The organism is Acidilobus sp. 7A, from assembly GCF_003431325.1.
Classification (GTDB): Archaea; Thermoproteota; Thermoprotei_A; order Sulfolobales; family Acidilobaceae; genus Acidilobus.
Genome location: NZ_CP010515.1, coordinates 478,240 through 504,263 on the forward strand (window position 1 = coordinate 478,240; position 26,024 = coordinate 504,263).

Consider the following 26,024-nt stretch of genomic DNA (forward strand, 5'->3'; position numbering starts at 1 on the left):
AAGTGCTCCTGCTTAAATGCCTGGGCCGCCCTGTGCCGGAGGACTGCAATGAGCGGCGTACAGGGCATCATAGGCTGTAAGGCGTACCTAAGCAGGAGGCTCGCGCAGATAGGCATGCCTGTGGTCTTTGAGTGCTCCTCGACAGACAAGCTAACATCGCTTGATGATGTGAAGGCCGAGGCCCTCGCGGGCCTCAGGGTGCTCTCGGAGCTCACGGAATCAGGCGGACTCATGATAATCTACTCAGGGCATGAGCTCATAGGCAGGTCCTTTGACCTCTTCTCATTCAGAATCGTGAGTGGCCAGAGCGAGGTAGGCAACCTGAGGATTGTCACTAGGAAATCTACGTTCGTGAACCTGACAGGCGTCATGTTCACCAACGCCCTGCCCCTGCTCCCTGCCGAGAGCGACCTACTGATGAGAGGCTATGTATCATCAGGGGAGGTAATGGACCGCTTGATGGCAACGAGGGACTGCCCCTCGGCCGACGTGCCTGTAGGGCAGGTGACGATACCGAAGTTCGTCATATACTCAGCAGAGGGCGAGATACCAAGGATTGAGAGGGGGTCGTGGAAGTTAAGACTTAAGGGGCTTGACGGCGACCAGGTGGAGCTCAGCCTTGCAGAGGTTATGGAGCTCTCAAGGGATCTGGGCGACGAGGACTTCCACTGCGTCACCGGCTGGAGCGTCAGGGGAAGGAGATATCTCGGGATCCCACTTAAGGAGCTTCTCAAGGGGCTGAGCGGCCTTGACGAGGCCAAGTGGGTCTACTCGTGGAGCGTCTCAGGCTACTCCTCTGTCATGCCCACGGATGTCGCGCTTGACAGCGCCGCGCTCATAGCTGGCATGGATGGCAAGGCGCTCCCAGACGAGAATGGTGGGCCTGCAAGGATCTTCAGCCCGCTCCTCTATGGATGGAAAGGCACCAAGTGGGTCACCACAATAGAGCTACTAAAGGATTATGAGGACGGTTACTGGGAGGCCCTGGCATACCACGAAAGAGGGCTTGTCTCACGGAATGAGAGGTTTAAGATAAGGAATCCGTTGCTAACCGACCTCTGCTAGAATTGGCCTTTATCATTGTTAATGGTTGCTTAACGACTATTAGTCACAATGAAGGCCGAACTCTATTAATCGTTGGGAGTTAGGAACGAATAAGGCAAAGGAGAGCTGTGCGAAGGCGCTACAGGCTCTAGCGTTGCTGGCCTTTCAATCGTCAAGTGAACCAAGCTAGACTATTTCTTGGCTATAACTAGGTAATGGGTGTTAGCAACATCTATGGGCTCACTGACGGCTGTAAGACCTGCTGCCCTTAGCTCTTCAACGACTCTGTCAGGAACGACTCTCAGCCAGGGAGGTGGACCGAAGCTGGTGAGGCCAGGCTTAAACTCAAAGACGGCAACTCTGCCGCCTGGCTTCAGCAGGCGCTTGACGTTAGACAGGACTACCTGAGAGGCCCCCTCGTGGATGAAGTCATGCAAGACGTTTGCAAGAAGTGCAAGGTCGGCCAAGCCCTCGGGAAGCGGTATCCCCTTGGTCACGTCGGCTCTCACAACATTCACGTTGGTCATACCCTCCTCCTTTGCCCTCCTCTGCAGCTCCTCAAGAGAATCTTCGTCAACGTCTATTGCATAAACCTCGCCGGGGCTATTAACTTAGCGATAGGTATTGTAAACCTTCCAGGCCCAGAGCCGATGTCGACAACTGTCATGCCGGGCCTCAGCTCGAGAGGTCTGAGCAGAGTGTTTACCTGTCCTCCAAACCCATGCGCATGCCATTTACGAAATACCATTATCGGATACCCAACGATCGATTGACAGCAAGCATTTTTAAAAATTTCCAAAGTTAAAGTGCGGAGGGTTGTCAAACGAATAAAACGGTCTCTGAGTACGTAGTTCTGCAGGTAGCCCTATGACTTCCAGCCCTCAGGAGTCTTTACTAGTCAGGCGCTTGCTGGTGGCGGTAGTAGGGGTGCTGTCTGCGATAGCAGCTCTGCTGGGGGCCCTCTTATCTATGACTGCCAGCAGGGTCACCGTCGGGGCCTCAGCAGCGCTCTCGCTGCTACTCTACATATTATTCTTAGTCCTCTATCCAAGTTTGAGGTTTCTATTCCTTGGCTTTATGGCGGGCGTCGACGTGGGCTCGTTTATATACGATGTTAGGATTCTTCATGCAAAGGTCACGGTTTACCCCATGTTCTTCCTGCTGACAAGCAGCCTTGGCAAGGTCTCGTTAAACGTAGACGTTGTACAGGTCATAATAGTACTGGAAGTCGTGTATTTCATAGTAAAGAGGGTAGGGGTCCGCAAGGCGTCGCACTCTAGCTAGAATGGTAGACGAAATAGTGGCATGAGGTGTCATATTGAAAGATACTTTGACAGAAGAGGGTACAGTATGTCGTTGCCGACGCTCTCTGAGAGCTCAGGCTCGAAATGTCTGCAGAGCGCCACTAGGCCGGCCAGCCTTATGATCTCGTTTCTAATTACTGCGCTAGTCTCGGCCATCTGAAACGTGAGGGAGGCCTCAAGGGAGGAGGCGTGCACCAGAAGCTGACGAACCCTTGCGCAGTCGTCAGGCTTAACATTTACGTCAAGGCTAACGTCGCCACCGAGCTGAAGACCTTCGGTTGACGCCTCCTCTAGTTGAGAGAAGTAATCAGGGGCATGAAGCCTTAGACATGATATAAGGTTGGCTTCTGCATTAATGACCTTCCGAAGGTCATCTAATATGTCCTTGAGAGACCCCTCAAGATCTTTAATTTTCTCCCTAGTTTCCACAAGTCTATCGTAGAGCTCGTTACAGCCATCCATAGCCAGCACCGATTTTAAACCTAGACGCTTATCCTGCGAGAGGGGTTAAAACTCATATGACAACGACAGAGGCCACTCAAGGCAGCCTGTTAGCTAGGAGACTAGGCCTGCTAGACCTGGTGTTCCTCTCGTTCGGAGGTCAGGCAGCCCTGCTATCACTGTTGACATACGCAACCGGCGTGATTTCATATACGAGGGGCTTCGCTCCAGTCGTAGTTGTGATAGGAACTCTTCTGGTACTTTTCAACGCAGCGGTCGTTTATGGCCTCTCAAAGAGGTACGGCGAGGCAGGCGGATATTATATATATGCCTTCTACAGCCTAACTAGAAGGCTAGGCCTTGAGACGGGATGGCTTTATATACTATACTCCACGGTGTACGGTTCGGCCTACGTACTTGGAGCTGCCTACGTGCTTTTTTATGTTCTTCACGTGAGCCCCTTAGCGGCAGCGGCCCTAATTTTCGTTCCCGCAGCCATTTTCCTAGTACTTGGCATAAGGCCCTCCGCAAAGTATGCTGAGATAGCATCTATAGTTGAGCTTGTGGTCTTGGTTTATATAACGCTCATAAACTTAGCCATCGCAGGCTTTCACTTCTACAACCCCTTCTCGCGAAGTGAATCATCAATACCGCTATCAATGTTGGCGGCTGGCATACTCTTTGCAATAGGTATACCAACTGGCTATGGATCAATAACGCCACTTGGGGGCGAGGCGTTAAAAAAGGAGGACATCGGCAAGGCCGCGCTTATAGTTGTAGTAGCTGGTGGCCTTCTTGGAGCACTTGTCGTTTACTCCATTATTGACGCCTCGATTATGAGAGGGCAGGTTAACTTCATACTGGCTGCTAGGATACCAGTTATAGACTTTATGAGGAAGTTCTACGGTGACATTTATGCTGCACCACTGATATTTGCAGCGTTTAATGATGGCATACTCGCACCGCTCTCATTTATGGCAGCTACCTCCAGGACCATTTATGCTATGGCAAGAAATGAGATGCTGCCAAGGAGCCTTGCTATTATAAGGTGGGGTCATCCATTTAACTCCGTCTTAACTACAGCGGTGCTCTATGCAGCCGTCACGTTCCCGGCGCTACTGGTTTATGATAAACCATTTGCCCTCTTCCTTGTCTATGGAAGCCTGGCGGGCCTAGCCAACCTGTTTGTGCACCTCTCTGCCAACTTCTCCTACATACTTGAAGGGGTCAGAAGCCTCAAGAGGGCAGCCATGTTCAGCTCGCTAAGAGCGACGAGATGGATAGCGCGTAAGGTAGGCGACATTATAATAGGCGTTGTGGCGACCCTTATCTCGCTCTGGGCTACGTCGATAAGCTTTCTGTCAAAGAGCCTGCAGCTACAGGTCGACTTGTTTGTGATGTGGATCATAGTTGGCTTCATATACGCCGAGGTTCTAGAGGAGCTTAAGGCTATAAGTCGCCCTGATAGTAAGGAGGTCGCATAGGCCCTGGGCTAGCTACCATGCGGTGGGTTATGTAGCCTACGACAAGGATAAAAGAGGCCCTTTCATCAACTGGCCCTCTCCTTTATAAGGCCCTCTCCTAACTTCAGCCTGGCAATGGAGAGACTATCATGACGCTGACCAGTAACCGTAAGTTAGAGCATATAGATATCGTGAGAAGAGGTGGAGTAGAGCCAGAGAGATCCACGCTTCTTGAATATGTGAGGATAGTGCACAGGTCGCTTCCAGAGGTAGACCTTGATGGAATAGACTTAAGCGTAGAGTTCTGTGGCCATGAGCTGGGGGCGCCACTAATAATAACTGGCATGACGGGTGGACACCCTGACGCAGAGCCTATAAATGCGGCTATAGCCAAGGCCGCGGAGAAGTTTAACATAGCTATGGGGGTTGGCAGCCAGAGAGCTGCTCTGGAGGACCCCTCTCTAATTCACACGTTCTCGGTTGTCAGGGAGAGGGCGCCTCACGCCTTCATAGTAGCTAACCTAGGTGGAGCTCAGCTCGTCAAGGGCTATGGGGTTAAGGAGGCCCTAAAGGCTATAGAGATGATCAGGGCCGACGCAATAGCGATACATCTAAATGTCGGGCAGGAGCTATTTCAGGATGAAGGGGATACGCGCTTTGAGGGTATACTTCAGATCGCGGGCGAGCTTGCGGACGAGCTGGCGGTGCCTGTGATTGTTAAGGAGGTCGGCACGGGCCTCAGCGCTGAGGACGTCAGCCTGCTGAGGTCTATTGGAGTTAAATGCTTTGACGTCGCTGGGCTTGGTGGGACTAACTGGATAAAGATAGAGACCCTGAGGTCCAGGGCAAAGCATGGCTACCCGCTCAGGGACCCAGGTAGTATTGCCGAGCAGTGGGGTAACCCCACTGCTGTGTCAATAGTCGAGGCGCGCAGCGCTGCGCCTGACGCCTACATCATAGGTAGCGGGGGCCTAAGGGACGGCCTAGATGTGGCGAAGGCTATAGCTCTTGGCGCTGACATAGGTGGGTTCGCGGCGCCTGCGCTGAGGGCCCTCTCCTCCGGGCAGGAGGGCCTGGAGAGGTACCTGGCCGACGTTCTGTACCAGCTCAAGTCAGTCCTAGTGATGACAGGGGCTAGGAGGCCTCACGATCTTTGGAGTGCCAGCGTAACCGTCTGGGGTGAGCTGATGGAGGAGCTTAAAGTGAGAAACGTGGACGTCACTAGCTACTTAAATAGCAGAGTTATGACCTTACTTTGGAGGCGGCGGAGCAGTGGCATATGAGAGCATGGACGAGCTCGTCGACAGGTATGTGCCCCTCGTGAACTCAGAAATATATAACATACTAAGGGGCGCGCCCGAGGAGCTCTACAGAGCCTCGGCGCACTTAATAAAGGCGGGGGGCAAGAGACTGAGGCCGCTGGTAGTCCTCGCCACAGCAAGGGCCCTCGGCTCTCTTGAGGCGGAGTCCCGCGCCCTGCCTTTGGCGTCGGCCGTAGAGATTTTCCATAACTTCACGCTTGTGCATGACGATATAATGGATAATGATGACTTCAGAAGGGGCGTGCCAACGGTCCACAAGGTCTACGGCGTTCCTTTAGCTATAACCGCTGGGGACCTCATGTTCTCTCTATCATATGTGGCTATCCTGAAGAGCAGGGAGACAGGGCTAGAGGATGAATACGTGGTCAAAGCCGTGAGAGCGCTTACAGAGGCCTCACAAAAGGTTGCTGAGGGGCAGGGCTATGACCTGCTCTTTGAGAGGAGCTGGGACGTCGACGCAGAGGACTACCTTAAGATGATCTACCTTAAGACGGGGGCCCTCATAGAGGCCTCAGCGAAGCTTGGCGCTATAGCTGCAAGGGCGAAGGACGAAGTGATTGAGGCTATGGGCGAGTACGGAAGGCTCGTGGGCCTGGCCTTCCAGATAAGGGATGATATACTTGGCACCTTCGGCGACCCCTCGAAGACAGGTAAGCCCATATACAGCGACTTAAGGCGTGGCAAAAAGACTATACTTGTAATAAAGGTTGCGAGGAGCAGCGAGAGCGCCAAGAAGCTCTTGATGGAGATCTTCTCCGGCAAAGCCAGCGAGGACAAGCTGAGTGAGGCTGCAGAGCTGATGAAGAGTCTAGGCGTTCTAGAATACGCACAGAAGTTGGCCGAGAGCTACTCGCAGCTTGCCGTGGAGAAGCTTGAGTTGCTTAGAGGAGCAGGGCTTGTAGTTGATGAGAAGGCTTACAGGGCTCTTAAGGACCTGGCGCTCTTCAGCGCCCAGAGGGAGAAATGAGATGAGCTCTGAGGACCTGAGAACACTCGTTTACAGGGCAACTCTCAGGAACGCTGTTCAGCATGAGGGAAAGGCGCAGGTAAACAGCGTCATGTCGTCACTTATGGCTGAGAAGCCAGAGCTCAGGAGGAATGCTAGGGAGCTGGCGCAGCTAGTTAAGGAGATGGTCGACAAGGTAAACTCTATGAGCCTTGACGAGCAGCGCGAGGCCTTAGAGAGGGAGTTCGGCGAGGTTGCCGAGGGGAAGAGGAGGCAGGAGACGGAACGCAAGTCACTGCCTCCCCTGCCAAACGCTGAAGAGGGCAAGGTTGTGACGAGGTTTGCACCCAACCCTGACTTCGCCATACACATAGGGAACGCGAGGCCTGCGATACTCAGCTACGAGTACGCCAGGATTTACAAGGGCAGGATGGTCCTCAGATTTGAGGACACGGACCCCAGGACTAAGACGCCGATGAAGGAAGCCTATGATATGATAAGGGAGGACCTGAGGTGGCTCGGCATAAAGTGGGACGAGGAGTACATACAGAGCCTTCGCATGGAGATATTCTACTCAACGATAAGGGAGGCGCTGTCGAAGGGATGTGCCTATGTTGACCTAGGTAAGGATGAGAGCAAGAAGCTCATAGCTGAGAAGGGGGCCCCAGAGTACAGGAACATGCAAGCGGAGTGGCAGCTTGAGCAGTTCGACAAGATGCTCTCAGGTCACTATAAGGAGGGTGACGCCGTCATAAGGTTTAAGACGAACCTGGAGGACCCTAACCCGAGCCTCAGGGACTGGGTTGCCTTCAGGATAATAGACACGTCGCAGCACCCGCACCCGCTAACTGGTGACAAGTATATAGTGTGGCCTACCTATAACTTCGCCGTGAGCGTTGACGACCACTTAATGGGCATAACCCACGTCCTCAGAGGGAAGGAGCACCAGCTCAACACAGTAAAGCAGAGCTACGTTTACAGGTGCTTCGGGTGGCAGGAGCCTACTTACATCCACTTTGGGAGGCTGAAGCTGGAGGGCTTCATAATGAGCAAGAGCTACATTAAGAAGATTATGAGCGAGAGCTCAGGCGAGTTCATGGGACTTGATGACCCAAGGTTTGGAACTATTGCAGGACTCAGAAGACGCGGCATACTGCCCGAGTCCATAAGGGACGTGATACTTGACGTTGGTGTGAGGCCTGGGGATGCCAAGCTCAGCTGGGCCAACCTGGCCGCCACTAATAGAAAGAAGCTAGACTCTATGGCTGACAGGCTTATGTTCGTCGAGACCTCTCAGGGCAGAGGCGTGAGGGTCAGGCTGAGCCAGCAGGGCTGCGTTACAGCGAAGATACCGCTTCATCCTAACAGGCCCCAGGCGGTGCGCGAGATAAAGGTATGCGATGGCGATAACATATATGTGCCCGCTGACGATCTTAAGTCTTCGGCCGTGAGGTTAGCAGGCCTTGGGAACTACACCGTGAGACTAAGCGATGGCATGCTAGTGTTTAAGAATGACAGCCTTGATGAGGCGAGAAGGGAAGGTTACCCAATTATCCAGTGGGTCCCCGAGAGGAGCGCCGTAAACATAAGGGTCCTGGAGCCCGACGGCTTAAAGCTAGTGGTTCACGAAGGCCTTGTTGAGGGCTACGTAGGCAACTACACGAAGGGCTCAAGGCTGCAGTTTATACGCTTCGGCTTTGTAATAATAGACTCTATCAAGCCCCTAACGGCCATACTGACGCACCGCTAGGCTAGACTCCTAATTAAGCTGACTAAACGGTCATTGCCATCCCTGTACCTGAGCAGCGCGTTGAGCGGCACATAGTGGTACCCGGTGCGCGCAGCTATCTCATAAACAGCCTCATAGCTAGCTCTCTCCACTAGCCAGAAGAAGAGGGCCCCGATCCCGTCGTAAAGGTTGCCAAGGCCCCTTGAGTTGGCCTCGGATACATATGAGTCTAGGATTACTTTAAACGTCTCGCTCTCCCATGTGAGCAGGTCCTCAGGAGGCCAGGAGGTTACCTGAAGCAAGGACCCCCCAGTCCTAAGCTGCTCACCCATCATGCCAGCATAGTCCAAGCTCCTGGCTAGGGCTGCCAGGTCCCTCACCGCGGGCTCCTTCTCAAGTCTGCTTGCAGGCGTCTTATACGGCTCACCGCCAAAGTCTATGAAATAGACGTTATCATTGGAGTCCTTCATCACCTGATAGAGGTGGAGGTCCCCATGAATCCTCATCTTGGGGGTTCCCATGAGCCTCTCAGCTAAGGGCTCTAAGTCACCTGCTAGCTCTTCAAGGGAGTCCGCAGCCTCTGAGAGAAGCGCTCTGTCGTGGGAGGGAAGCATGTGAGGGGCCTTTTCCCTCAGCCATGCTGCCCTCCAGCTTAATCTCCTTAACCACGACCTTATATCATTCTCGCTTATGGGTTCAGGCCTGCACCACGCAGCGTCGCACTCCAAAAGCGTTGCATGCAGATCCACTAATGTCTTGCCTATGTTTGAGCCTAACGCCTTTGTGCTCTCGACAGACCTTGTAAATGAGCTGCTGACGTATTCGGTTGCCGCTGGAAGGCCTTCTATGAATTTTGTTATCAGCAAATATGGCGCGCCGTCAAAGAGCACGGAGCAGAGAAGCTGTGGGGACCACCTGAAGTTCTTTTCTGTAAGGTAGTCGAGCACTAAGTGCTCGGCGTTGTCAGGCTCATGACGTCTTAAGGCCTTTATGAGAACTTTTTCGTCATTGCTTGCATAAGCTTCATACTCTACGGACCTCTGCCCTGAGCTCAAAACCCTAATTCCTCTTATCCTTGTAGTGACACGACAATTAACCTTAAGCCTCCCTGGGAGGCTTGCGCCGCCTCCAAGGGCCGCGTTCAGCCACTCCTCATTGGAGTCGAGCTCGCTCAGAGCCTTGCCGTCAGCCGTCAGCGACAGAGGTGCAAAGGCCTTCTCACCACAGCCTTCAACTATAAACATGAACCCACCGCTTATAGGCTCGCAATAATACCTGCTCTCATCGCAGTGAAGTGCCCATGGCCTAGCGGCGTACCATTTGAGGGTCTCCTGGCTGCAGACGCTAGCTAAGGCCGTGCACCTTCTTGATATTAAGGGCTGCGAGGTTTAAAGTGCTCCATATTCAACTCTAAGTTTTACTGCTTAGGCGGCATGAAGCTTCCTCCATTAAGCATAACATGGGTCTTCACATACTCGGCATGGCTCCAGGCGAGCGGCATGACCGAGAGCGGCACAGAGTCAAAGGGGCTCACCTGCTCAGGTAGCATGCCGGTTGGCGACGCCACGCCGTTAACCCATGACACTAGCTGCTTTGCAGCGTCAAGGTTGCCCTGCAACATGTAGGCTTGCGCAAGCCAGAGGGTAGTGATGATCCATGGGTTGCCAGGTATGCCGGAGTAGTCAGCGCTGATTCTCTGATAATAGTCATTCTCATATCTTGCAAGGCCTCCTACCCTGTTGACCCACAGTTTATCCTTAACCACTTTCACTGTGCTATCAAACATGGGATCTGAGGGTTCCACAAGGCCAAAGAGGCCGGCCGCCAGGATAGAGGAGTCCACGGTCTTATCAACGTCGACGACCTTCTCCTTGTCTATTATTATCATCCTGTAGAAGTAGCCTCCATCTTTGTTAAACATATGCTCCCTGAAGCCGTTCTGAAATACCTTGGCTAAGCGTCCCCACTTATCCTCCTTACTCCACACGCCAAGCCTCCTAGCTATATCTGCAGCGCTCTTCATGGCGGCGTAAAGGGCAGCGACAGTGTACGTGTGAACTCCTAACCTCTCCTCCCAGAGATCGTAGCTCATCAAGGGCAGGGACAGCTTCTCATTAATGAAACTTGCCATGAAGTCTGCTGCTCTCTCTAAGTTCTCATAAACTTCACGTAACAGGAAATAGTCATTAGCTTTCACTATATGATACCAAAAACCGTAGACCGCTAGGGCAGTCTCATCTTCCTGTATGTTCTTGCTGACCTCCGTTTCAGAGGTCCACGGGTGCCACGTGCTCCCGAAGGTACCATCAGCGTTATATTTCTGATAAAGGTAGCCTTCAGGGGTCATCAGCTCAGTGAAGAGCTTCTCATAGAACCTCCTGGTGAAGGACCAGTAACCTATGGAGTCAAGGGCCATGGCTACGTGAACGGCGTCCCTTGGCCATGTATATGCATATGTGTCAAGGTTAAACTTAAGTATGCTTGTATCCAGCGAGGCAGGCACCTCGCCGCTATTACCCATGTGTCCGAGAAGCACGGCTATACTTTGCTTCAAGATCTTTGCATCCTTGAAAGGCTCGGTGAGAACGCTCCAGTACTTGCTATCACGCTCAAAGTGCTCGCCAGGCTCGGCCCTTAGGTCTTTCACAGACTCCACAAGGTCGTTGTAGCTCTTCCCAGCGACTATGTAGAGATAGAATTCCTTGGCAGCTATGGAGATGGCACTGTCAACAGAGCCCTGGGCTATTGGGTTTTTACCCAGCGTGCCATCCTGGCAGTCATTAAGCACACTACCTTGATCTCTCCTTCCAGTAGTATACTCGTAAAGCTTATGTGACGAGGTGACCGCGAACCAGGTACTTCCCTTGTAATGGACGACGGCGTCAAGATGGGGGTCATAGAGCGCCGTGTCACCGAGCTCGCTGTTGTTAAGCCTGAAGTCATTGTATTGTATGAATCTAAAGAGCCCCTCACCTCTTATGCTTACCTTAGTTATTATTGCCGGCCTCGTTTGAGAAGCCAACGAAGTAAGCTCTACAGTTGCATCACCTAACCTAAAAACGGCCCTGGCTATCAGGTTGTCCATTGAAATGGACTTGTCCACGTTCTCAAGCCATATCATTTGGCCGTCCTTCCACAGGCCTATCTTAAAGGCGCCGTTCACTGAGTGGTTATGATGTTGGTCAAGCATAGGATAGTAAATGCTCCTTATGTAAAAGTTGCCATCATAGAGCGCTGCTATGTTTCCGTTGCTAACCATTGCAAGTCTTGCCGTCTTCGCTCGCCATAAATTTAGAACAGTGCCTACATATTTAAATTTAAACTTGAGAAAGGTTTTTTACTTTATAAAGACATACGCCTGTACGAGATAGCCTACCTACATTACATTGCGTGATATCGATAATAAAGGGTTCTTTAACTCTTCAGTCGCCGCAGCCTATCTTAGGCAGCTCTTCCACCTTTCCTTCAGCAACAGCAAAGACGTTATGCGGGTGTATGCTCTCTAGGCTATAGATCTCTGCTTTAAGTACAGTATCCTTAGGGAGGTTCTCATCAACTAGGCACCTGAGCCTCCTCACGGCTTCCCTAACGGCGTCTTCAGCAAACCTTGGGTTTCTGTGGGCACCGAAGACTAGTCTCGCCTCCTGAGGTCTTTTAAGTAACGTAAAGGCTGGTGCTGAGAGCGAAGCCCAGAGCGCGGAAGCTATATCGTCAATACTAATGATGTGAAGCTTGCGAGATATCACGGAACCCCTAAGCATCACCTTCTGACTATGGCTGGGCGCTGTGGAACTGTAGTTAAACATATCAGCTATAGTTCTCTGCGCACTGGGGCATACAGTGAAGCCTTTAACCGAGACGCTGGTCAGGAAGGTTTTTTTGCTTCTGCCTCCCACTACAGCAACTTTAACTCTAACGGGCTCTAGGGACTCTATATCCTCGAAAGCGGCCCTAGCCCAGTACGTTGTGTATAGCTCAACGCCAGCGCTGTCGCTGTAGCCGTGGAGGTTTAGAAGCTGGTCATGAATGCTCTCCGCGAGGCCCTCGAGGCTCCACGATTCCTGAGGAAAGGAGTCCAGAATCTGCATGGCGTCAACGTTGCGGGATAGGTGGGCGCCCTTTCTGTTAGATGAAAGGTCAACGTAGACATTAATTTTTGCGTCAAAGGCGAAGAGTCCTTGAGGCGACTTTATTAGGATCCTCTTCAGGACGCCTCTGAAGCCTATTCTCTTAACTGGCACAGGGTAATCAGGGCTTCTGTCCTGCAGCTCCAGCCCTTATCACCTTTAGGAGCTCCGTTAACGAGAGTTCAAAAATGGCCACCGGATACGTAATATTGAGCTTACCTAGCACAACAGGGTTGACCTCGCCAATAATTCCTATCTCGTGACTGTTGGCCAGAAGCGAGGCAGACCTGCCTAGGAGGAGCCAACTAATCGTGATAGGCCTAGCGCCGGGTCTGAGACCAAAGGACCTTATGAACGCGTAAGCGACGGACTGGATATCCTCATAACTTACAGAGTCGTCCATAATGGCCGCGGCTAGCTTTAAGTCCTCCACTGCTTCTGGGCCTACCTTTTTAACAGTCTTGCCTATCTCAAAGACATTAACAGGTTTAGTCTTGCTGACGTTGAAATACATAAACTGAAGTAGCTGGGGTATGAGAGAGGGCCTTAGGGCGTCTAACTCCTCCTGCACAGGATTTTTGAGCTTTACTACGTCATTTATTATATCAAAAAGCTTCAGCAGGGAGGAGCTAGTCAATATATAGCTCATAACTTCCGTGAAACCAAGCCCTACCATTATGTCGCGCGCTGTCCTTGAAAGCATCGTGTGGTCTAGTAATGATCCTCTGGCATCGTTTATGTACCTGCTTGGCGAAAGCTTAGGAGAGTCATATCCCATGGCCATGGCAATGTCTTCCACAAGGTCTATCTCAGATATTATGTCATAGCGGAACGGGGGCACCACGACTTTGACACGACTGTTCTCAGGCAAGGCGTTATGCCTCATCTTAAGTAACGAGATTGCTGCCTCGTCAACCGTTAGATCCGCGCCTAGGACCCTGTTTACATAATTTACATCAAGGCTCAGCTCCCTGCCCTTAAGCAATGGCGTATGTAAAGGCTCCTCCGCCCTCGAGGCTATCTTAACGAGACCTATGCGGGCACCTCTTCTCTCAGCTAGGTTAAGCGTTATGATGTCTAGAACTTTAAGTACAGTTGCAAGGTCCGTTCCGGTGACGTCTATTAGAAGATCCCTAGTACCAACCTCAACCCTGGTAACTTCTGAATTTACCACAGGGGGTAGAGAGAGCACAGCTCCATCATCTTCTGTAAATGCTGGATGGAAGCCTTCAGTCAAGCTTATGTTACCGTATTTTACTCCCTGCTCCGTGCTTCTTAGAACCTCTGCTATCGACACAGGTTTTCCGCCGCCAAGGGGTATCATGGTGTTCTCAAGCGGCAGCATGCCATACCTGAGCCTCTTACTTTTAATCTTAGTCAGATCGTGGAATCCTATGGCTACCTTTCTTCTTCTCCTTCCTACAGTGTCATGGAGTTTCTCCTGAAACTGAACGAGCTCTTCAAGGAAGGACTCAGAATCAACGTTTACATTATATACCACAGCGGCAGCTATGTAGGGCCTGGTTTCTGGCATCTCGTTGACAAGCTCCAGGCCGCTATCCTGGATATTTCCACTTAAGGACTTCCAGCCAAGCTCTAGGGACTCTATACCTCTGACAGCCCTTGCTATGCCTTCAGAGATGAACATATCTGGCCTGTCTGGGTTTACCTCAACCGAAAGGTAGTCGCTGTCAAGTTCGGTCTCGCACTTTAATTTGAAGAGAGCCTCCTCAACTATGTCTAGATCTAGGCCTGTAGTCTCTACCAGTCTCTCGGGCTTAAACCTAAGCGTCACCATGGCTTTACACCTCAACTTTAAACGATCTTAGAAAGTCGTAGTCTTTAGAGTAGAGGTCTCTTACATCATGGAGCCCAAAGCGGGCCAGGGCCAGCCTCTCAACGCCCATGCCCCAAGCCCCTACTTGGTATTCAACGCCAGCGATCCTGAGAACCTCCGGCCTGAAGAGGCCCGCGCCAAAGACTTCAACCATGTTATCTCCTATTCTCGCATAGCCCTCCACGCTGGGCTCTGTAAACGGGAAGTAAGCAGGCTTAAACTTAAGCTCTAGGCCGAGCCTTTTGCCAAACTCGCTTAAGAACCCAAGTAGGTCCCTGAATGTGAAGTCTTCCCAGCCCATAATTCCATCTAGCTGATGGAAGTCTGATAGGTGGGTGGCATCAACAGGATCTGCCCTGAAGACCTTATCTACAGTGAAGAACCTAACCGGAGGCCTAGGCCTGGAGGCGAGAACCCTTATAGTTACTGACGTGGTCTGGCTCCTCAGAATTCTTCTTGAAGCTACGTTCTCATCCCACCGATATCCCCAGCCACGTTCATGTTCATGCTTAACCCTAGCAACTATGTCAGCGTAATCCTTTAGGTCTGTTGGCGGTAGATCGGGCCAGAACGTATCATGCATCTCTCTGGCTGGGTGATCCTGGGGCTGGAAGAGCGCATCGAAGTTGAATAGCTCTAACTCCACTAAGGGACCGCTCACCTCAGCGAAGCCCATTTCCTTCATGAGGTCTTTAAGTTCCTCTATGAACTCTGCAAAGAAGTGCTTCCTTGCAGGCATCCTTAATGGCGGTTCAGTTGTGACGTCATAGGGCCTTAAGGTGTACTCTCTCCACCTGCCGGTGGCTATAAGTTCGTGGGATAACTTTGCTATGCTTGGCTTAGCTGTTACTAGCGAGAGTCCCTGAGGCAGTAGTCTTATGCTCATCAGGTTTTTCTGTTCAACCTTTACAAGCCCTCTGCTTCTCAGGACATCGACTATATTCTCACTTACAGGCCCTCCCTCCTTTATGCTCCTAAGACCCTCCTTTAGGTTGTTTACGCTGGCTCTGAAACCTTCACGGTCTACTAGAGTTGCCACGCCATTGACTACCTTTATGTGGCCGGCTTTTGCAGCAATTCCGATGGCTACATTGAAATCACTTCCAAGGGAGTTCCTAGCTAAATCAACTGTTACTGAGCCATTGTTCGCCTCCAACAGCTTGAGAAGCTTCTCCTCAGGTAACCCATCCTTTAAGGCTTCTTCACCTCTCTCTGTCAGAAGCACCCTGGTGACCGTCTTTCTGTCAATCTTGACAAGTCCCTTCGTCTCGAGGAGGCTTGCTAGGCTCACGGCACTGCTAGTAGGTACGCCTATAAGTTCTTCAGACTTCTCGGCGTCTAGCGGCTCACCAAGTTTTGCAAGCTTTTTGAGGAACTCTAGCTCGCTGGGGCTCAGCTGCTCGGCAGCCATGGTTGGCCTCCTGTGATTGACTTAAGGTTGAACAAATAAATCTTTGACTCAGTGATGGGAGATCTTAGTAAACTTAGTAAACTTATTATCCTCCCTCAGTTAGGCTTCATATCTCGATGATTGCTGTGGGGGCCACCAGGGCCATTCTGAGGCTTGTAAAGCAGAGAATTGGCGAGTCATCCTTAAGGAAGTTTGAGCCTCCAAAGGGCTTTCTCTTTGCAACTTCGCAGGAAAGCGTGGACGTAACTATATATCCCGTGTCGCTGGACTATCTTTTAGTGCAGCCTGAAGGATACTCTGACGTCTTTAAGTACACGTCAGAGCTTGAGATAGCTCAAGAGCCGTGGCAGTCATACTGTCAGTGGCACAACGGCCCCTTGGATGAGGCCGACGATCCCCTTAAGAGGCTTTACTGCCCAGTTGCAGCCGAGGGCTTCTGTCCAAAGCACAGGAGATCGGAGAGAGCCCTTTACACGCTCTGCCTTGACTCAAGGTCTGAGAAGGCGCTCGAAGCATGCAAGTACATAGATAGCCTAGTGAAGGGGGAGTACGTGGTTTATATGGTAGACTATGGCGGTGACAAGCCGAAGGTCGGCACGACTAGGAGGTTTAGGCTGCTTGAGAGGATAGCTGAGCAACCGCATACGCTTGCCACGGTCATAATGGAGACTGGCAGCCTACTTGAGGCCAGGAGGGCTGAGATTAACATATCAAGGAGCGGCATTGCTGTGGAGAGCTGGAGACATAAGCTCCTGATGCCACAGGACCACTACTTTGCGTCGTTTAGGCTCAGCGAGGCGGCCTCCCGGGCCTCTAAGCTTCTTGGAGTTCAATGGGATGAGAAGATCTTCGCCATAACGTCGGAGCAGTTCACAACAGCAAGGCCAAGGGTTATTGATGTAGAGAAGCTGGCTGGGGCGGAGCTCTTGCCAGTCGCCTCATGGGGAGGCTTTTTAATGTTTAAGGACAAAACTGGGCAGAGCCTAGCAGTTAAGGCCTCCCAGCTCATGCACAGGAACTCGATAATAGTAAGCTTTTGACAGCCTTAATGAATACCGTCAAGATGTCAGTACCTCCAGCGAGACCCTAGCGGCCTCCATAAGCCCCTGGTCAACCAGCTCCTCATTGCTCTCAGCTGACCCCACGTAGTTACTAATAACCAGGAGACAGGAAGCTTTAACACCTCTAACGTTTGCTATCGCCGTTACCGTGGCGCACTCCATTTCAACAGCCCTAAAGTTAAGGCCTCTGAGCGTTTCAACTAATGCTGACTCTGCATAGAAGGAGTCGCTTGAGAATACAGGGCCCTCGTAGAACTTAGCCCCCTTCTTGGCCAGCCTTGAGAGGATCTCATAGGTTAGCCGCGGGTCTGGCGACGACGAGGGGCACACGTGTCCAAAGTAAAGCCCTAGCCCGGCACCGCCATATGTTGATGAAAGCGCCGTGGCCACTACCAAGTCGCCCGGCCTGAGGTCTGGCGCGAGGGCGCCGGCTGTACCGACCCTGATAAGCTTCCTGGCACCTATTCTAATTAGCTCCTCAACCACTATTGCAGCGCTTGGCCCTCCCATCCCATGGGCTGCTATAGCCACCTCCTTGCCGTTGAAGCGTCCCACGTAAACTTTGAGCAGCCTGTTTTCGTTTACAAGCTCAGCTCTGTCAAGTAGCTTTGCAAACCTGTCAACCCTCAGGGGGTCGCCGGTTATGAGGACGCCCTCTGGAACCCTCTCAGTCCTTATGTGGTATGGCAACTCACATCCTCCTCAGCGTTGGGATGCCGAGGGCCTCCATACCTAACCCCATGGCGTCCTGCACAAGCTTCACAATTACGGCTTTCAGCTCCCTTGCGCCTATGTCAGGCTCCCTGACGACGCTGTCCTGCTCGTACCACGCGTTGAACAGGTCGGCGAGCTCTACCAAGTGGGTGACAAGGTCCTCGGGGGCCAGATCGTCAGCTGCTTTTGCGACGACGAGCGGCGTCTTAAGCGCCTTCACTAGCAGCCTTCTCCTCTCTGCTGTGCACTTAGCGGGCTCAGCCAGGTCAACGTCTATGGGTCCATGTTTTTCAAGTATGTTGGCAGCCCTGACGTAGGTGTACTGGAGGTAGGGGCCACTGTTGCCCTTCAGGCTGAGGGCCTTCTCAACATTGAACGTGAGAGGCTTGCTGGCGCTCATCTGAACCATGAAGAACCTTATGGCGCCGACGCCTATGCCCATAGCGATGGACTCCACCTCGTCCTTTGACATCGAGGAGTTCCTCTCCGCGACCTCCTTCGTGGCCCTGGCAGTTAGGTCTGAGAGAAGCGAGTCAAGGGTGACGTACTCGCCCCTTCTGCCGTGCATGCTTCCAGTAGTTAGCCTCACGATCTCGTAATCATAGTGAATCATGTTAAGCGCCTCCTTCCGGTGGCCCAGGCCTAACAGGGCTACCCTGAGCTGAAGCTGCGGGAGCCTCTGGTCGGCGCCTATCACATTTATCACCCTGTCGGCCTGGGTCTGGGAGAACTTGTAGACGCTGTACGCGAGGTCCCTTGTAGTGTACAAAGTGGTGCCGTCGCTCCTGAGCAGAATTAACGGCGGAAGGGCGAAGCCCTTCGGTAACTCTATTAGCTTTGACGCCTCCTTGTCATGGCTTAAGATCTCTGAGACTATCCTTGGTATGTCAATGGCGTCAGCGTCCTTATGCCTGGTGTAGAACGCGCTGGCCCTTGCCTCATCCAAAATTTTACTCACAAGGCCGTCCCACACCAGGTCGCTCTCCCAGTCCCAGGAGTCAAAGCTGACGCCTAGGAGTGTGAGGCTCTGCTTAAACCCCTCGAGGACAGCGAGGACCATCGACCTGACTAAGCTCCTCTCTGGCTCAAGCCCCTTCTCATACCTGTTATTTAGTTCCGCCACTTCCTTTTCGGGGTCCTCTAGGGATAGTATGGCATTGAAGAGGGCGTCGAAGAAGTTCCCAGGATCCTGAGACTTAAGTCTCATCAACGTGGCTCCAAGCTTCTCAGCCTCCTCTAAGTTACCGGACTTCTTAGCGCTTAACATATCTATGGTTGTGCTGGTGACAGCGTAGATCCAGCCTACCAGGGCGTCCGGCTTCAATGATAGCCTCCGCGACTCCTCCATGACGTTTATCTTCAGGAGCTTAACGCCCAGGGCGGCTATTGCAACCTGTCTGCCCATGTCGTCAATGTAGAACCTTGTTATAACCCTGTGCCCTCTCAACCTTAGGAGCCTGGCCAAGGAGTCACCTATGCAGGCGTTCCTGACATGGCCTATGTGAAGCGGGTGTATGGGATTAGCGCTGGTGTGCTCTACGACGACGGTAAGCGGCTGCGGAGACCTCGGAACGCTCAGCCTACTGTCTTCCTTTAACCACGACTTTACGGCGGCGGCGAGTTCCTGGCACTTAAAGCTTATGTTAGTGAAGCCGTTGACGTTGTTTACAGAGACGTAACTTACAGAATAATCAGCTGCAAGTCTCTCAAAGAGGTCCTTAGCGACGCCCTCAGGGTTCTTCGAGTACCTTACAGCGGGGAATGAGGCGTCGCCATACTCTTCCTTGATGGGCTCCATGAGTTCCCTGAAGGCCGTCTGCTCGTTCACACTGACTAGCTTCGAAAGTATTTGTGAGGCACCTACAATAGCCTGTGTGACTGGGTCCAGCAACCCTCAGCCCAGCGTGAACTAGCTATACAAGGCCTTAAGCTTTCCTGATTATTCTTGAGATCTTAGTTGGCATGACGCTGTCCTCCTCTATCACGTTAATGCGGGCCCCACAGGCACTGAGATCCGTCAGCTCTGCGACGTTAACTGTTGGCGGTGATATCACCGTCACTCTTGTGCCGCCCTTTATAAGCCTACAGGCAGTCTCTGAAGGTCTGGGCCCTGCTACCGTCTGCCTTAGGTCAGATACTACAACAACCCTTCTGCTGCCGCGCGCCTGCAAAAGAGCTCCCGAGAGGTTTGTGAAGCCTTCAAACCTGAGCGATACCAATAGCCTTATTAGCGCGCCCTCACTTAAAGGGCCCTTCAAGGCGTTTATCCTGTCGTTGAAGAGTATCAGCCTATCAATGGTCCTTGAGGCCATGGCCGCTGAGGCAAGTGCCATGGAGGAGTAGTGCCTCATGGAGCCACTTACGTCAACTATGAGCGTCTTTTTCTTCAGTTTTTCATGCACCCTAAATACTAGGAAGTCGTTAGAAAGTCTCACGTACATCATGGTGGACTTACGCACATCAAGCTTTCCATGAGAGCCCTCAGCGTAGGTAAACCTTCTACCTCTCTGCCCAGGCCCCCTGCTCAGGGACCTTGAAAGCAGCCTCTGCAGCTCTCTTCTCAGGCGCTTGCTCCTGGAGTTCATATAAAGGTCTTGAACAATAGGTACCAGCGTTTGAAGGGGTAACTTAACTAGGTCTGTAAAGCTCCCCCTGCTAGCGCTTATTATGGCCTTGGACTCCGCTAGCAGGTCGGCAGCCCTCTTAGCGAGCTCAGGGTCATCCGCTCTGCCCAGCAGCTCCTCAGATCTCTTGGCCTCCTCCGCAGCCATAATCTCATAGTGGGAGTCGCCGTATTCAAAGTAGAGGGAGGCGTACCGCACCGCGGCTGAGGCCCTTGACAGAGCCTCGAGGGATGACCCCTTAAAGGCTCCCTTGGCCTCAACCCTCCACAGCAACCTGGGATCAACGCTTTTAGCTATCCTGACGGCGTCCTCGTAGGAGTTGGCCTTTGAAATTATCTTGCTTATGACCTCGGAGGCCTTGTCAGTCCTCATCAGCGCAGTGGCGCTCAGCCCTTCGCTAGTGCTCAGCTTAAGTGCCAGCGCAGGCCTCCTCTCAAGCATTCTAGCTGCAAGGCTCGGCTGCAGGGCCCCGCTTCTCCTCATTATACTAAAAATATACCTGAGCCTCTGCGGGCTAGCCCTTGAGATGGCGTCGTAGGGGAGGGTGCTCTGAGCAAGTGGTTCTGCTTTCAGGCCATTGTATGGAAGTGCCGGTCCACCTTCTAGGCCGCGATCCTTCAACGCGCGCGGCCCCTCGATCAGCAGCAGGAGGGCTTTCCTGGTCTCTTCGTTCTTAGCAAGAGTCGACAAGGCTATGAGCTTTAAGTCGTCAGCGCTCAGGCCTCCATTCAGGTTTAAGTAAGCCTCTGCCAGCGTAGCTGCCGTCAGCTCCTCTGCTAGGCTGACGAACCTTCCAATGGATCTAAGCTCAAGCACCCATTTGTGCAGAGCCTCTAGAGCCTCTTCAAGCTTCATCTGCTTCATCCTTCCCTTAGGCGCTCGTCTACTACCTTTCTTATGGCCTCCTCGTCAGCGGGATCCTTCACTAGGGCCGCCTGGGCCACTTCAAGTAAATGCCTCTCGGTAACCTGAGGGCTGCCCTCCGTCTTAGCCACTGCCTGGGCCAGGCCAACCCAGGCTATTGAGGCGTCGACACCTGGCTTGTGAGTTAGGCTACCGAGCCTTCTGAGCTCATTGACTATGTCAACAACCCTTCTTATCAGCGGGCTCTTCACGACAGGCTTATCGCTAAGCTTGAGTAGTATGATCCTCTGCTCCTCCTCAGGTGAAGGGTACGTGAACTCAACCCTCACGACCCTTCTGAGAAACGCGTCACTCAGCTCGCCCTGAGCCACATCATCAGGGTTGCTCGTAAATATAAACTGGAACCCTAGGCCCCTGGCTCTGAACGTCCTCTTGAGCTCTGGAATCACTATCCTCCTCTTATCTATTATGTCTAGGAGCAGGTTCTGGAAGTTCTCACTGCTCCTCCTGATCTCATCGATGAGGGCTCCGGTGTCAAGTAACATGGCCGCGAGCAGAGGCCTCGGTATGAAGGAGTCCTCATTAAAGCCGTACTTCATTGCCATGAGGGGGTGAAAGTCGCCGACTACCTTATACTCATCATAGTCGGGAGAGGCCGGAAGCACAAATGGCGCCCTCCCGGCCCAGAGTCTGAGCAGGGCCTCACCTATCTCGGTCTTGCCGGTTCCCGGAGGTCCCTCAAAGAGGACAGGCCTGCCTATGATAAACGCGGCAAACGTGACCTTGACTATGCGTGGATCTACAACCAACCTGAACCTCTCCTCAAGGAGCCTGACGGCCTCGGATGGGCTCCTCACAGGTTCTTCTGGCTCTAACACCTGTGAGTAGATCTCTCTGGCCTTAGCCTCTATCAAGTCTTCCCTGCTATCGCCCTGCATCTTCGCGCTTCTCTCCATTTATCTCTGACCTTAGCGCCTAAAGGGTTTGTTGGCCGGCCTAGCGTGATTCCCCAGGCTCCGCGAAGTCCAGGCCTATAAGCCACGAACCGGGCTCCTCCAGCTGTACGCCTGGTTCGTCAAGGGAGAAGCATTGGTCTCTGTAGGGGCAAGTAAGGCACCTCCGGCCCCTCTTAGCAGCAGGGAGTATACCATGCCTTTTAACTAAGATGTAGTCGTCAATGGCCCTTAAGGCCATCGAGGTTAGTCTGCTGTCCAACTTGAAGATCCTTGACGTCGTAGGGTACCTTATCTCTACGGTAATGTCACTAATGCCAAGGCTCCTGGCTACGACTATGCCATAGGTGGAGGCCTGTATGACGTCACTCACCCAGGCCCCTCTCCTAGGAGGCCTTGAGCTCTTCCTCTCTATTATGTAGGCGCTGCTGCCGCTCAGCTTGAGCGCGTCAGCCCTCCCAACGATGGTTACGTTCTCGTTCAGCTTAAGAGTCAAGTTCTTCTCACTTGCGAAGCCTGTCAGTCTGTCCCTGAGGTGAAATAGAGCATGAAAGAGGCTTCCGAGGGCCAGCCTTAGGGACTCAAGCAGCCCCCTTCTTCTCGGCATATAGAGTTCGAAGAACGCAAGCCTTGGGCAGTAGCCAAAGGTATGTAGGTCGCTCGGCCTTATCACTGTTGGCCTGTCTTGACCTCCCTTATTGCTAGGCTCAGGCGTTTCTCGTCGACCTCCCACTCAGATGCCTTAACGTTATTTGGTGGAGCGTTGTAAAAGACAGCTATGGCCCTCGTCTCAGACTTTATGTAGTTCTCCATAGCCCTAGCGGCCTCTACGAGCTCCTCGTCGCCACTTATCCAGAGCTCTATATAGGCGTCCACCGACAGATTCGAAAGTTTTCTCATGTACTGTACCCTCCTCACAATCTCCCTTGCTATGCCTTCAAGGACCTCCTCTTCGGACACGCGCTTGTCAAGTGCCACGGTGCCATAGGGGGTCTCATCTGCAAGCAGCCAGTCAGGGTAGCTCGCTATGATTTTCACGTGTCTCCTCTCGATCCTCACGCTCTGCCCATTTACCGTAATATTATAGAAGCCCTTGTTAAGTATCTCTGCGGCGGCGTTCTTATCATCCTTGAGGGCCTTTATTATCATAGGGGTTAACTTCTTGAACTCAGGCCCCACGACGCTGTACTCTGGCTCCAGCTCGTACACCCTAAGCTCGTTCATCAGCTCAGGACCAACTACCTTAACCTCCTTAACGTTGATGGCCTGTGATATGAGCCTCTGGAGCTCGCTGATGGCCTTCTTGACGTCCTCTGAAGAGGGTGACACGTAAAGCGTCCTGAGGGGCCGCCTCAGCTTGACCCCGCCCTTCATCCTTAAGGAGAGCGCGTACTCCGTTATCTCCCTGACGACTTTCATCTTAGCCTCAAGGCTATCGTCTATAAGCCCGGTGTCGGGCTCTGGCATGGCGTTCATGTGTACGCTCTCGGGGGCCTCGGGCTCCGCGGGCCTCACGAAGTTCTGGTATAGATACTCGCTTATGAAGGGCATTATAGGGGCCGCCATAAGTATCCATGTCCTGAGGGCCGTGTAGAGGGTGGCATAGGCCGCCCTCTTAGATGGCGTATCCTTCTCCTCCCAGACCCTCCTCCTTATCAGCCTCAGGTACCACCTGCTTATGTCCTCAACTATGAAGTCCCTCATTATGCGTGCAGCCTCGTGAACCTCGAGCTTGTCGAAGTGCTCCCTGTACTCCTTTAGGTAACTGTTGAGGCGGGAGAGCAGCCACTTGTCCTCGACCTCGAGGTAGTCCTTAACAGAGTCCAGCGCGACCTCCTTTGGATCAAAGCCGTCAAGACTCATGTAGAGCGATGCGAAGGCGTAGACGTTCTTCATTATTGTGAAGTCCCTGGCTGTTAGGTCAACGTTATGCCAGGAGAACCTTAGATCCTCCCATGTGGTGTTGCGGAGCAAGTAGAGCCTCATTACGTCGCGCGGGTACTTCTTGAGTATGTCCTCGACAGCCACATAGTTGCCCAGAGACTTGTGCATCTCCCTGCCGTGCTCGTCGAGTACAAAGCCGTGAACTAGGACCCTCCTATAGGGCACGCTTTCGAATCCTATGACGCCTGAGCGCAGCAGGCTGAAGAACCACCCCCTGAGCTGATCATGGCCCTCAAGCACAAGGTCAACTGGCATGAGGCGCTCGTAGTCCTCCCTCCTCCTTGGGTAACCAAGGCTTGCATAGAAGGCTATGCCGCTGTCAAACCAAACGTCAGCCACGTCAGGAACCCTCGTCATGACGCCGCCGCACTTAGGGCACCTAAGCGTCACCCTGTCTATCCAGGGCCTGTGCAGGTGCTCGGGCCTCCGCCCGCCCAGCCTCTCAATATCGTCAACGCTGCCTACTACCTCCACATGGCCGCAGCTATTGCAGGTCCATATTGGTAAAGGTATGCCCCAGTACCTCTGCCTGCTTATGACCCAGTCCTCAATGTTGCTCACGAGCGAGCCTATCCGGCTCTTAGCCCACGAGGGCACCCACTCTACCCTCTCAAGCTCGCTGGCAAGCTTGTCCCTGAGCTTGCTTACCGCTATGAACCACTGTTCAGTAGTTCTCATTACCAGTGGCGTCTTACACCTCCAGCAGACAGGGTACCTGTGAACCACCTTGCCAAGGTAGAATATAGCCCCCCTCTCCTTGAGGTCCTTAAGTATGGCTTCGTTGGCCTCGGTCCTAAAGTAGAGCCCCCTGTACTTGCCAGCATCCTCCGTTAACCTTCCCTGATTATCAACCACGCTGAGCGGAGGCACGCCAAGGCGCGACCCAACCTCAAAGTCTACGTCACCATGGCCTGGCGCTGAGTGGACGAGGCCTGTGCCCTCGGTCGCCGTGACGCCCTCAGGCGCCAGCACGACGCGATGATATGCCTTGAGAACCTGCTGGGCTGGAACAAGGTCCTCAAGCGGGTGGACGTACTCAAGGTCCTTAAGCTCAGAGCCCTTAAAGGTCCTGAGGATCTTGTAATCAGTTATACCGGCCTCCTTCATTATAGCGTCAACTCTATCCTTTAGTATTATGTACCTTTCACCTTTGGCATCGACCTCGGCGTACTCCATGTCCGGGTGTGCCATGACAAACGCGTTGGCTGGGAGAGTCCAGGGGGTGGTGGTCCAGACTAGCAGGTAGAGGTTGTCGAAGCCTTTAACCTTAAACTTAACGTAAACGGATGGATCCTCCAGCTCCCTATACTCAGACACCTCATAGTCAGCTAGCGTTGTCTCGCACCTTGGACACCAGTGAAGCACCCTCTTGCTCCTGTAGAGAAGGCCCTTCTCATAGGCCACCTTGATTAGGTGCCAGCCAGACTCTATGTAGTCATCAGAGTACGTCACGTAGGGGTTCTCCCAGTCCATGAAGACCCCAAGTTGCTTGAAGTTTTCTGTCATGCTCTTGATATTTTCCTTTACGAGTTCAAGGCATGAGTTAACGAACCTCTCTATGCCTATGGAGGTCTCTATGTCCTTCTTGTTCTTTATGTCAAACTTTCTCTCAACAAGTATCTCTATTGGGAGGCCGTGCGTATCATATCCTGGCTTATCCCACACATCGTAGCCTAGCATCCTGTAATATCTCAGCAACGCGTCCTTCAGTATCTTGTTCCACGCAGTGCCCAGGTGTATGCTGGGTGCGCTCGCGTATGGAGGGCCGTCAAGGAAGTACAGCTTGCCCCTGCTGCCCCTGAGCGATTTAAGCCTCTGGTATATGCCGTTCCTGTCCCAAAAGCTCATCACCCAGTCCTCTATTTCGCGTTGTGACCTTTCGTCAGAGGCAAGGGCGCCGCTGACCTTCATGTTCACACCTCTGTGTTTATCCAGTCAACCTTGACGTACTGGGACTTAACTATGGAGGAGACAAGGTCTCTTATCTCCTTTTCTAGACCCCCCTTCTCAAGTGGCAACTCAAGGAACCTGAACTCAGGAAGCACCAGGGACTTTATGTCCTTTGGCTCAACGCCATACTTCTCCTTAAGAACTTTCTTCACCTCTTCGTGAGCTTTATCATCATAGGAAGCGTAGTAGATCCTGTAGAGCTTCTTATGAACCGCTAAGGCTTCTTCGCCGCTCATAGTAGCACCTAGCTTTAAACCGCATCAAAATGTTTTTATAGGCTTTACTGTCAC

20 protein-coding genes and 1 pseudogene are annotated in these 26,024 nt (G+C 52.5%); 7 read left to right on the plus strand and 14 right to left on the minus strand.

Annotated elements, in window-relative coordinates; genetic code table 11:
- Nucleotides 1–48: 48 nt before the first annotated feature.
- Nucleotides 49–1,065 carry a molybdopterin-dependent oxidoreductase gene (locus tag SE86_RS07965; RefSeq protein ID WP_158543082.1) on the plus strand — a complete coding sequence of 339 codons (1,017 nt, stop codon included), beginning with the start codon at nt 49–51 and terminating at the stop codon, nt 1,063–1,065.
- 170 nt (nt 1,066–1,235) lie between these two features.
- On the opposite strand, the pseudogene SE86_RS02460 reads toward SE86_RS07965, so the two are convergent.
- Nucleotides 1,236–1,640, minus strand: a pseudogene (locus SE86_RS02460) (class I SAM-dependent methyltransferase); the annotation flags it as partial.
- A gap of 316 nt (nt 1,641–1,956) precedes the next feature.
- Here SE86_RS02460 and SE86_RS02465 point away from each other — a divergent pair.
- Complete coding sequence (locus SE86_RS02465; RefSeq protein WP_148666747.1) at nt 1,957–2,328, plus strand: hypothetical protein; 372 nt, start codon at nt 1,957–1,959, stop codon at nt 2,326–2,328.
- Between the two features lie 29 nt (nt 2,329–2,357).
- Here SE86_RS02465 and SE86_RS02470 read toward each other — a convergent pair whose 3' ends face one another.
- Complete coding sequence (locus tag SE86_RS02470; RefSeq protein WP_148666748.1) at nt 2,358–2,810, minus strand: hypothetical protein; 453 nt, start codon at nt 2,808–2,810, stop codon at nt 2,358–2,360.
- Nucleotides 2,811–2,866: 56 nt separating this feature from the next.
- Here SE86_RS02470 and SE86_RS02475 point away from each other — a divergent pair, with 56 nt between their 5' ends.
- From SE86_RS02475 to SE86_RS02490, 4 genes are all read left to right on the plus strand, one after another.
- Nucleotides 2,867–4,273: an APC family permease gene (locus SE86_RS02475; protein ID WP_117354139.1), complete on the plus strand. Its 1,407-nt coding sequence runs from the start codon at nt 2,867–2,869 to the stop codon at nt 4,271–4,273.
- Between the two features lie 128 nt (nt 4,274–4,401).
- Nucleotides 4,402–5,535 (plus strand): type 2 isopentenyl-diphosphate Delta-isomerase, encoded by a 1,134-nt coding sequence (gene fni / locus SE86_RS02480; protein ID WP_117354140.1) that lies wholly within the window; start codon nt 4,402–4,404, stop codon nt 5,533–5,535.
- Complete coding sequence (locus tag SE86_RS02485) at nt 5,525–6,541, plus strand: polyprenyl synthetase family protein (RefSeq protein ID WP_117354141.1); 1,017 nt, start codon at nt 5,525–5,527, stop codon at nt 6,539–6,541. Before fni ends, SE86_RS02485 begins: the two co-directional genes overlap by 11 nt.
- A gap of 1 nt (nt 6,542) precedes the next feature.
- Nucleotides 6,543–8,270 (plus strand): glutamate--tRNA ligase, encoded by a 1,728-nt coding sequence (locus tag SE86_RS02490; RefSeq protein WP_117354142.1) that lies wholly within the window; start codon nt 6,543–6,545, stop codon nt 8,268–8,270.
- On the opposite strand, the gene SE86_RS02495 is transcribed toward SE86_RS02490, so the two are convergent.
- The 5 genes from SE86_RS02495 to SE86_RS02515 form a co-directional block, all read right to left on the minus strand.
- The gene (locus SE86_RS02495) at nt 8,267–9,493 is read right to left on the minus strand and encodes a phosphotransferase (RefSeq protein ID WP_117354143.1); all 1,227 of its coding nucleotides are present in this window, start codon (nt 9,491–9,493) and stop codon (nt 8,267–8,269) included. The genes SE86_RS02490 and SE86_RS02495 overlap by 4 nt on opposite strands.
- 173 nt (nt 9,494–9,666) lie before the next feature.
- The gene (locus tag SE86_RS02500) at nt 9,667–11,508 is read right to left on the minus strand and encodes a glycoside hydrolase family 15 protein (protein ID WP_117354144.1); all 1,842 of its coding nucleotides are present in this window, start codon (nt 11,506–11,508) and stop codon (nt 9,667–9,669) included.
- 163 nt (nt 11,509–11,671) lie between these two features.
- Nucleotides 11,672–12,490, minus strand: coding sequence for a GTP cyclohydrolase, FolE2/MptA family (locus SE86_RS02505; RefSeq protein WP_158543083.1), 819 nt, complete (start codon nt 12,488–12,490; stop codon nt 11,672–11,674).
- Between the two features lie 7 nt (nt 12,491–12,497).
- Nucleotides 12,498–14,174 carry a phenylalanine--tRNA ligase subunit beta gene (gene pheT, locus SE86_RS02510; protein WP_117354146.1) on the minus strand — a complete coding sequence of 559 codons (1,677 nt, stop codon included), beginning with the start codon at nt 14,172–14,174 and terminating at the stop codon, nt 12,498–12,500.
- 4 nt (nt 14,175–14,178) lie between these two features.
- Nucleotides 14,179–15,624, minus strand: a complete 1,446-nt coding sequence (locus SE86_RS02515) for a phenylalanine--tRNA ligase subunit alpha (RefSeq protein WP_117354147.1) — start codon at nt 15,622–15,624, stop codon at nt 14,179–14,181.
- 125 nt (nt 15,625–15,749) lie between these two features.
- On the opposite strand from SE86_RS02515, the gene SE86_RS02520 reads away from it, so the two are divergent.
- Complete coding sequence (locus SE86_RS02520; RefSeq protein WP_148666749.1) at nt 15,750–16,664, plus strand: hypothetical protein; 915 nt, start codon at nt 15,750–15,752, stop codon at nt 16,662–16,664.
- 18 nt (nt 16,665–16,682) lie between these two features.
- Here the strand turns inward: SE86_RS02520 and SE86_RS02525 are convergent, their stop codons facing one another.
- From SE86_RS02525 to SE86_RS02555, 7 genes are read right to left on the minus strand one after another with little or no spacing between them, the layout of a single operon-like run.
- Entirely contained in the window at nt 16,683–17,375 is a 693-nt protein-coding gene (locus SE86_RS02525) for a purine-nucleoside phosphorylase (protein WP_117354149.1), read from the minus strand.
- Nucleotide 17,376: 1 nt separating this feature from the next.
- Nucleotides 17,377–19,290: an arginine--tRNA ligase gene (locus SE86_RS02530; RefSeq protein WP_211096681.1), complete on the minus strand. Its 1,914-nt coding sequence runs from the start codon at nt 19,288–19,290 to the stop codon at nt 17,377–17,379.
- A 34-nt stretch (nt 19,291–19,324) separates the two neighbouring features.
- The gene (locus SE86_RS02535; RefSeq protein WP_158543084.1) at nt 19,325–20,878 is read right to left on the minus strand and encodes a vWA domain-containing protein; all 1,554 of its coding nucleotides are present in this window, start codon (nt 20,876–20,878) and stop codon (nt 19,325–19,327) included.
- A gap of 5 nt (nt 20,879–20,883) precedes the next feature.
- Entirely contained in the window at nt 20,884–21,843 is a 960-nt protein-coding gene (locus SE86_RS02540) for a MoxR family ATPase (RefSeq protein ID WP_211096682.1), read from the minus strand.
- A gap of 40 nt (nt 21,844–21,883) precedes the next feature.
- Nucleotides 21,884–22,513: a Dna2/Cas4 domain-containing protein gene (locus SE86_RS02545; RefSeq protein ID WP_158543085.1), complete on the minus strand. Its 630-nt coding sequence runs from the start codon at nt 22,511–22,513 to the stop codon at nt 21,884–21,886.
- Nucleotides 22,510–25,695: an isoleucine--tRNA ligase gene (gene ileS, locus SE86_RS02550; protein ID WP_117355067.1), complete on the minus strand. Its 3,186-nt coding sequence runs from the start codon at nt 25,693–25,695 to the stop codon at nt 22,510–22,512. The genes SE86_RS02545 and ileS overlap by 4 nt, the downstream gene beginning before the upstream one ends.
- Before the next feature lie 2 nt (nt 25,696–25,697).
- Nucleotides 25,698–25,970 carry a hypothetical protein gene (locus SE86_RS02555; protein WP_117354152.1) on the minus strand — a complete coding sequence of 91 codons (273 nt, stop codon included), beginning with the start codon at nt 25,968–25,970 and terminating at the stop codon, nt 25,698–25,700.
- Between the last annotated feature and the right edge of the window lie 54 nt (nt 25,971–26,024).

Bases quoted from the DNA above. Each gene is read 5' to 3' on its own strand.
- SE86_RS07965 (WP_158543082.1), top strand. From the start codon at position 49: ATGAGCGGCGTACAGGGCATCATAGGCTGTAAGGCGTACCTAAGCAGG.
- SE86_RS02495 (WP_117354143.1), bottom strand. From the start codon at position 9,493: ATGTTTATAGTTGAAGGCTGTGGTGAGAAGGCCTTTGCACCTCTGTCG.
- pheT (WP_117354146.1), bottom strand. From the start codon at position 14,174: ATGGTGACGCTTAGGTTTAAGCCCGAGAGACTGGTAGAGACTACAGGC.
- SE86_RS02490 (WP_117354142.1), top strand. From the start codon at position 6,543: ATGAGCTCTGAGGACCTGAGAACACTCGTTTACAGGGCAACTCTCAGG.
- ileS (WP_117355067.1), bottom strand. From the start codon at position 25,695: ATGAAGGTCAGCGGCGCCCTTGCCTCTGACGAAAGGTCACAACGCGAA.
- SE86_RS02515 (WP_117354147.1), bottom strand. From the start codon at position 15,624: ATGGCTGCCGAGCAGCTGAGCCCCAGCGAGCTAGAGTTCCTCAAAAAG.
- SE86_RS02500 (WP_117354144.1), bottom strand. From the start codon at position 11,508: ATGGTTAGCAACGGAAACATAGCAGCGCTCTATGATGGCAACTTTTAC.
- SE86_RS02470 (WP_148666748.1), bottom strand. From the start codon at position 2,810: ATGGATGGCTGTAACGAGCTCTACGATAGACTTGTGGAAACTAGGGAG.
- SE86_RS02475 (WP_117354139.1), top strand. From the start codon at position 2,867: ATGACAACGACAGAGGCCACTCAAGGCAGCCTGTTAGCTAGGAGACTA.
- SE86_RS02535 (WP_158543084.1), bottom strand. From the start codon at position 20,878: ATGAAGCTTGAAGAGGCTCTAGAGGCTCTGCACAAATGGGTGCTTGAG.
- SE86_RS02555 (WP_117354152.1), bottom strand. From the start codon at position 25,970: ATGAGCGGCGAAGAAGCCTTAGCGGTTCATAAGAAGCTCTACAGGATC.
- SE86_RS02540 (WP_211096682.1), bottom strand. From the start codon at position 21,843: ATGGAGAGAAGCGCGAAGATGCAGGGCGATAGCAGGGAAGACTTGATA.
- fni (WP_117354140.1), top strand. From the start codon at position 4,402: ATGACGCTGACCAGTAACCGTAAGTTAGAGCATATAGATATCGTGAGA.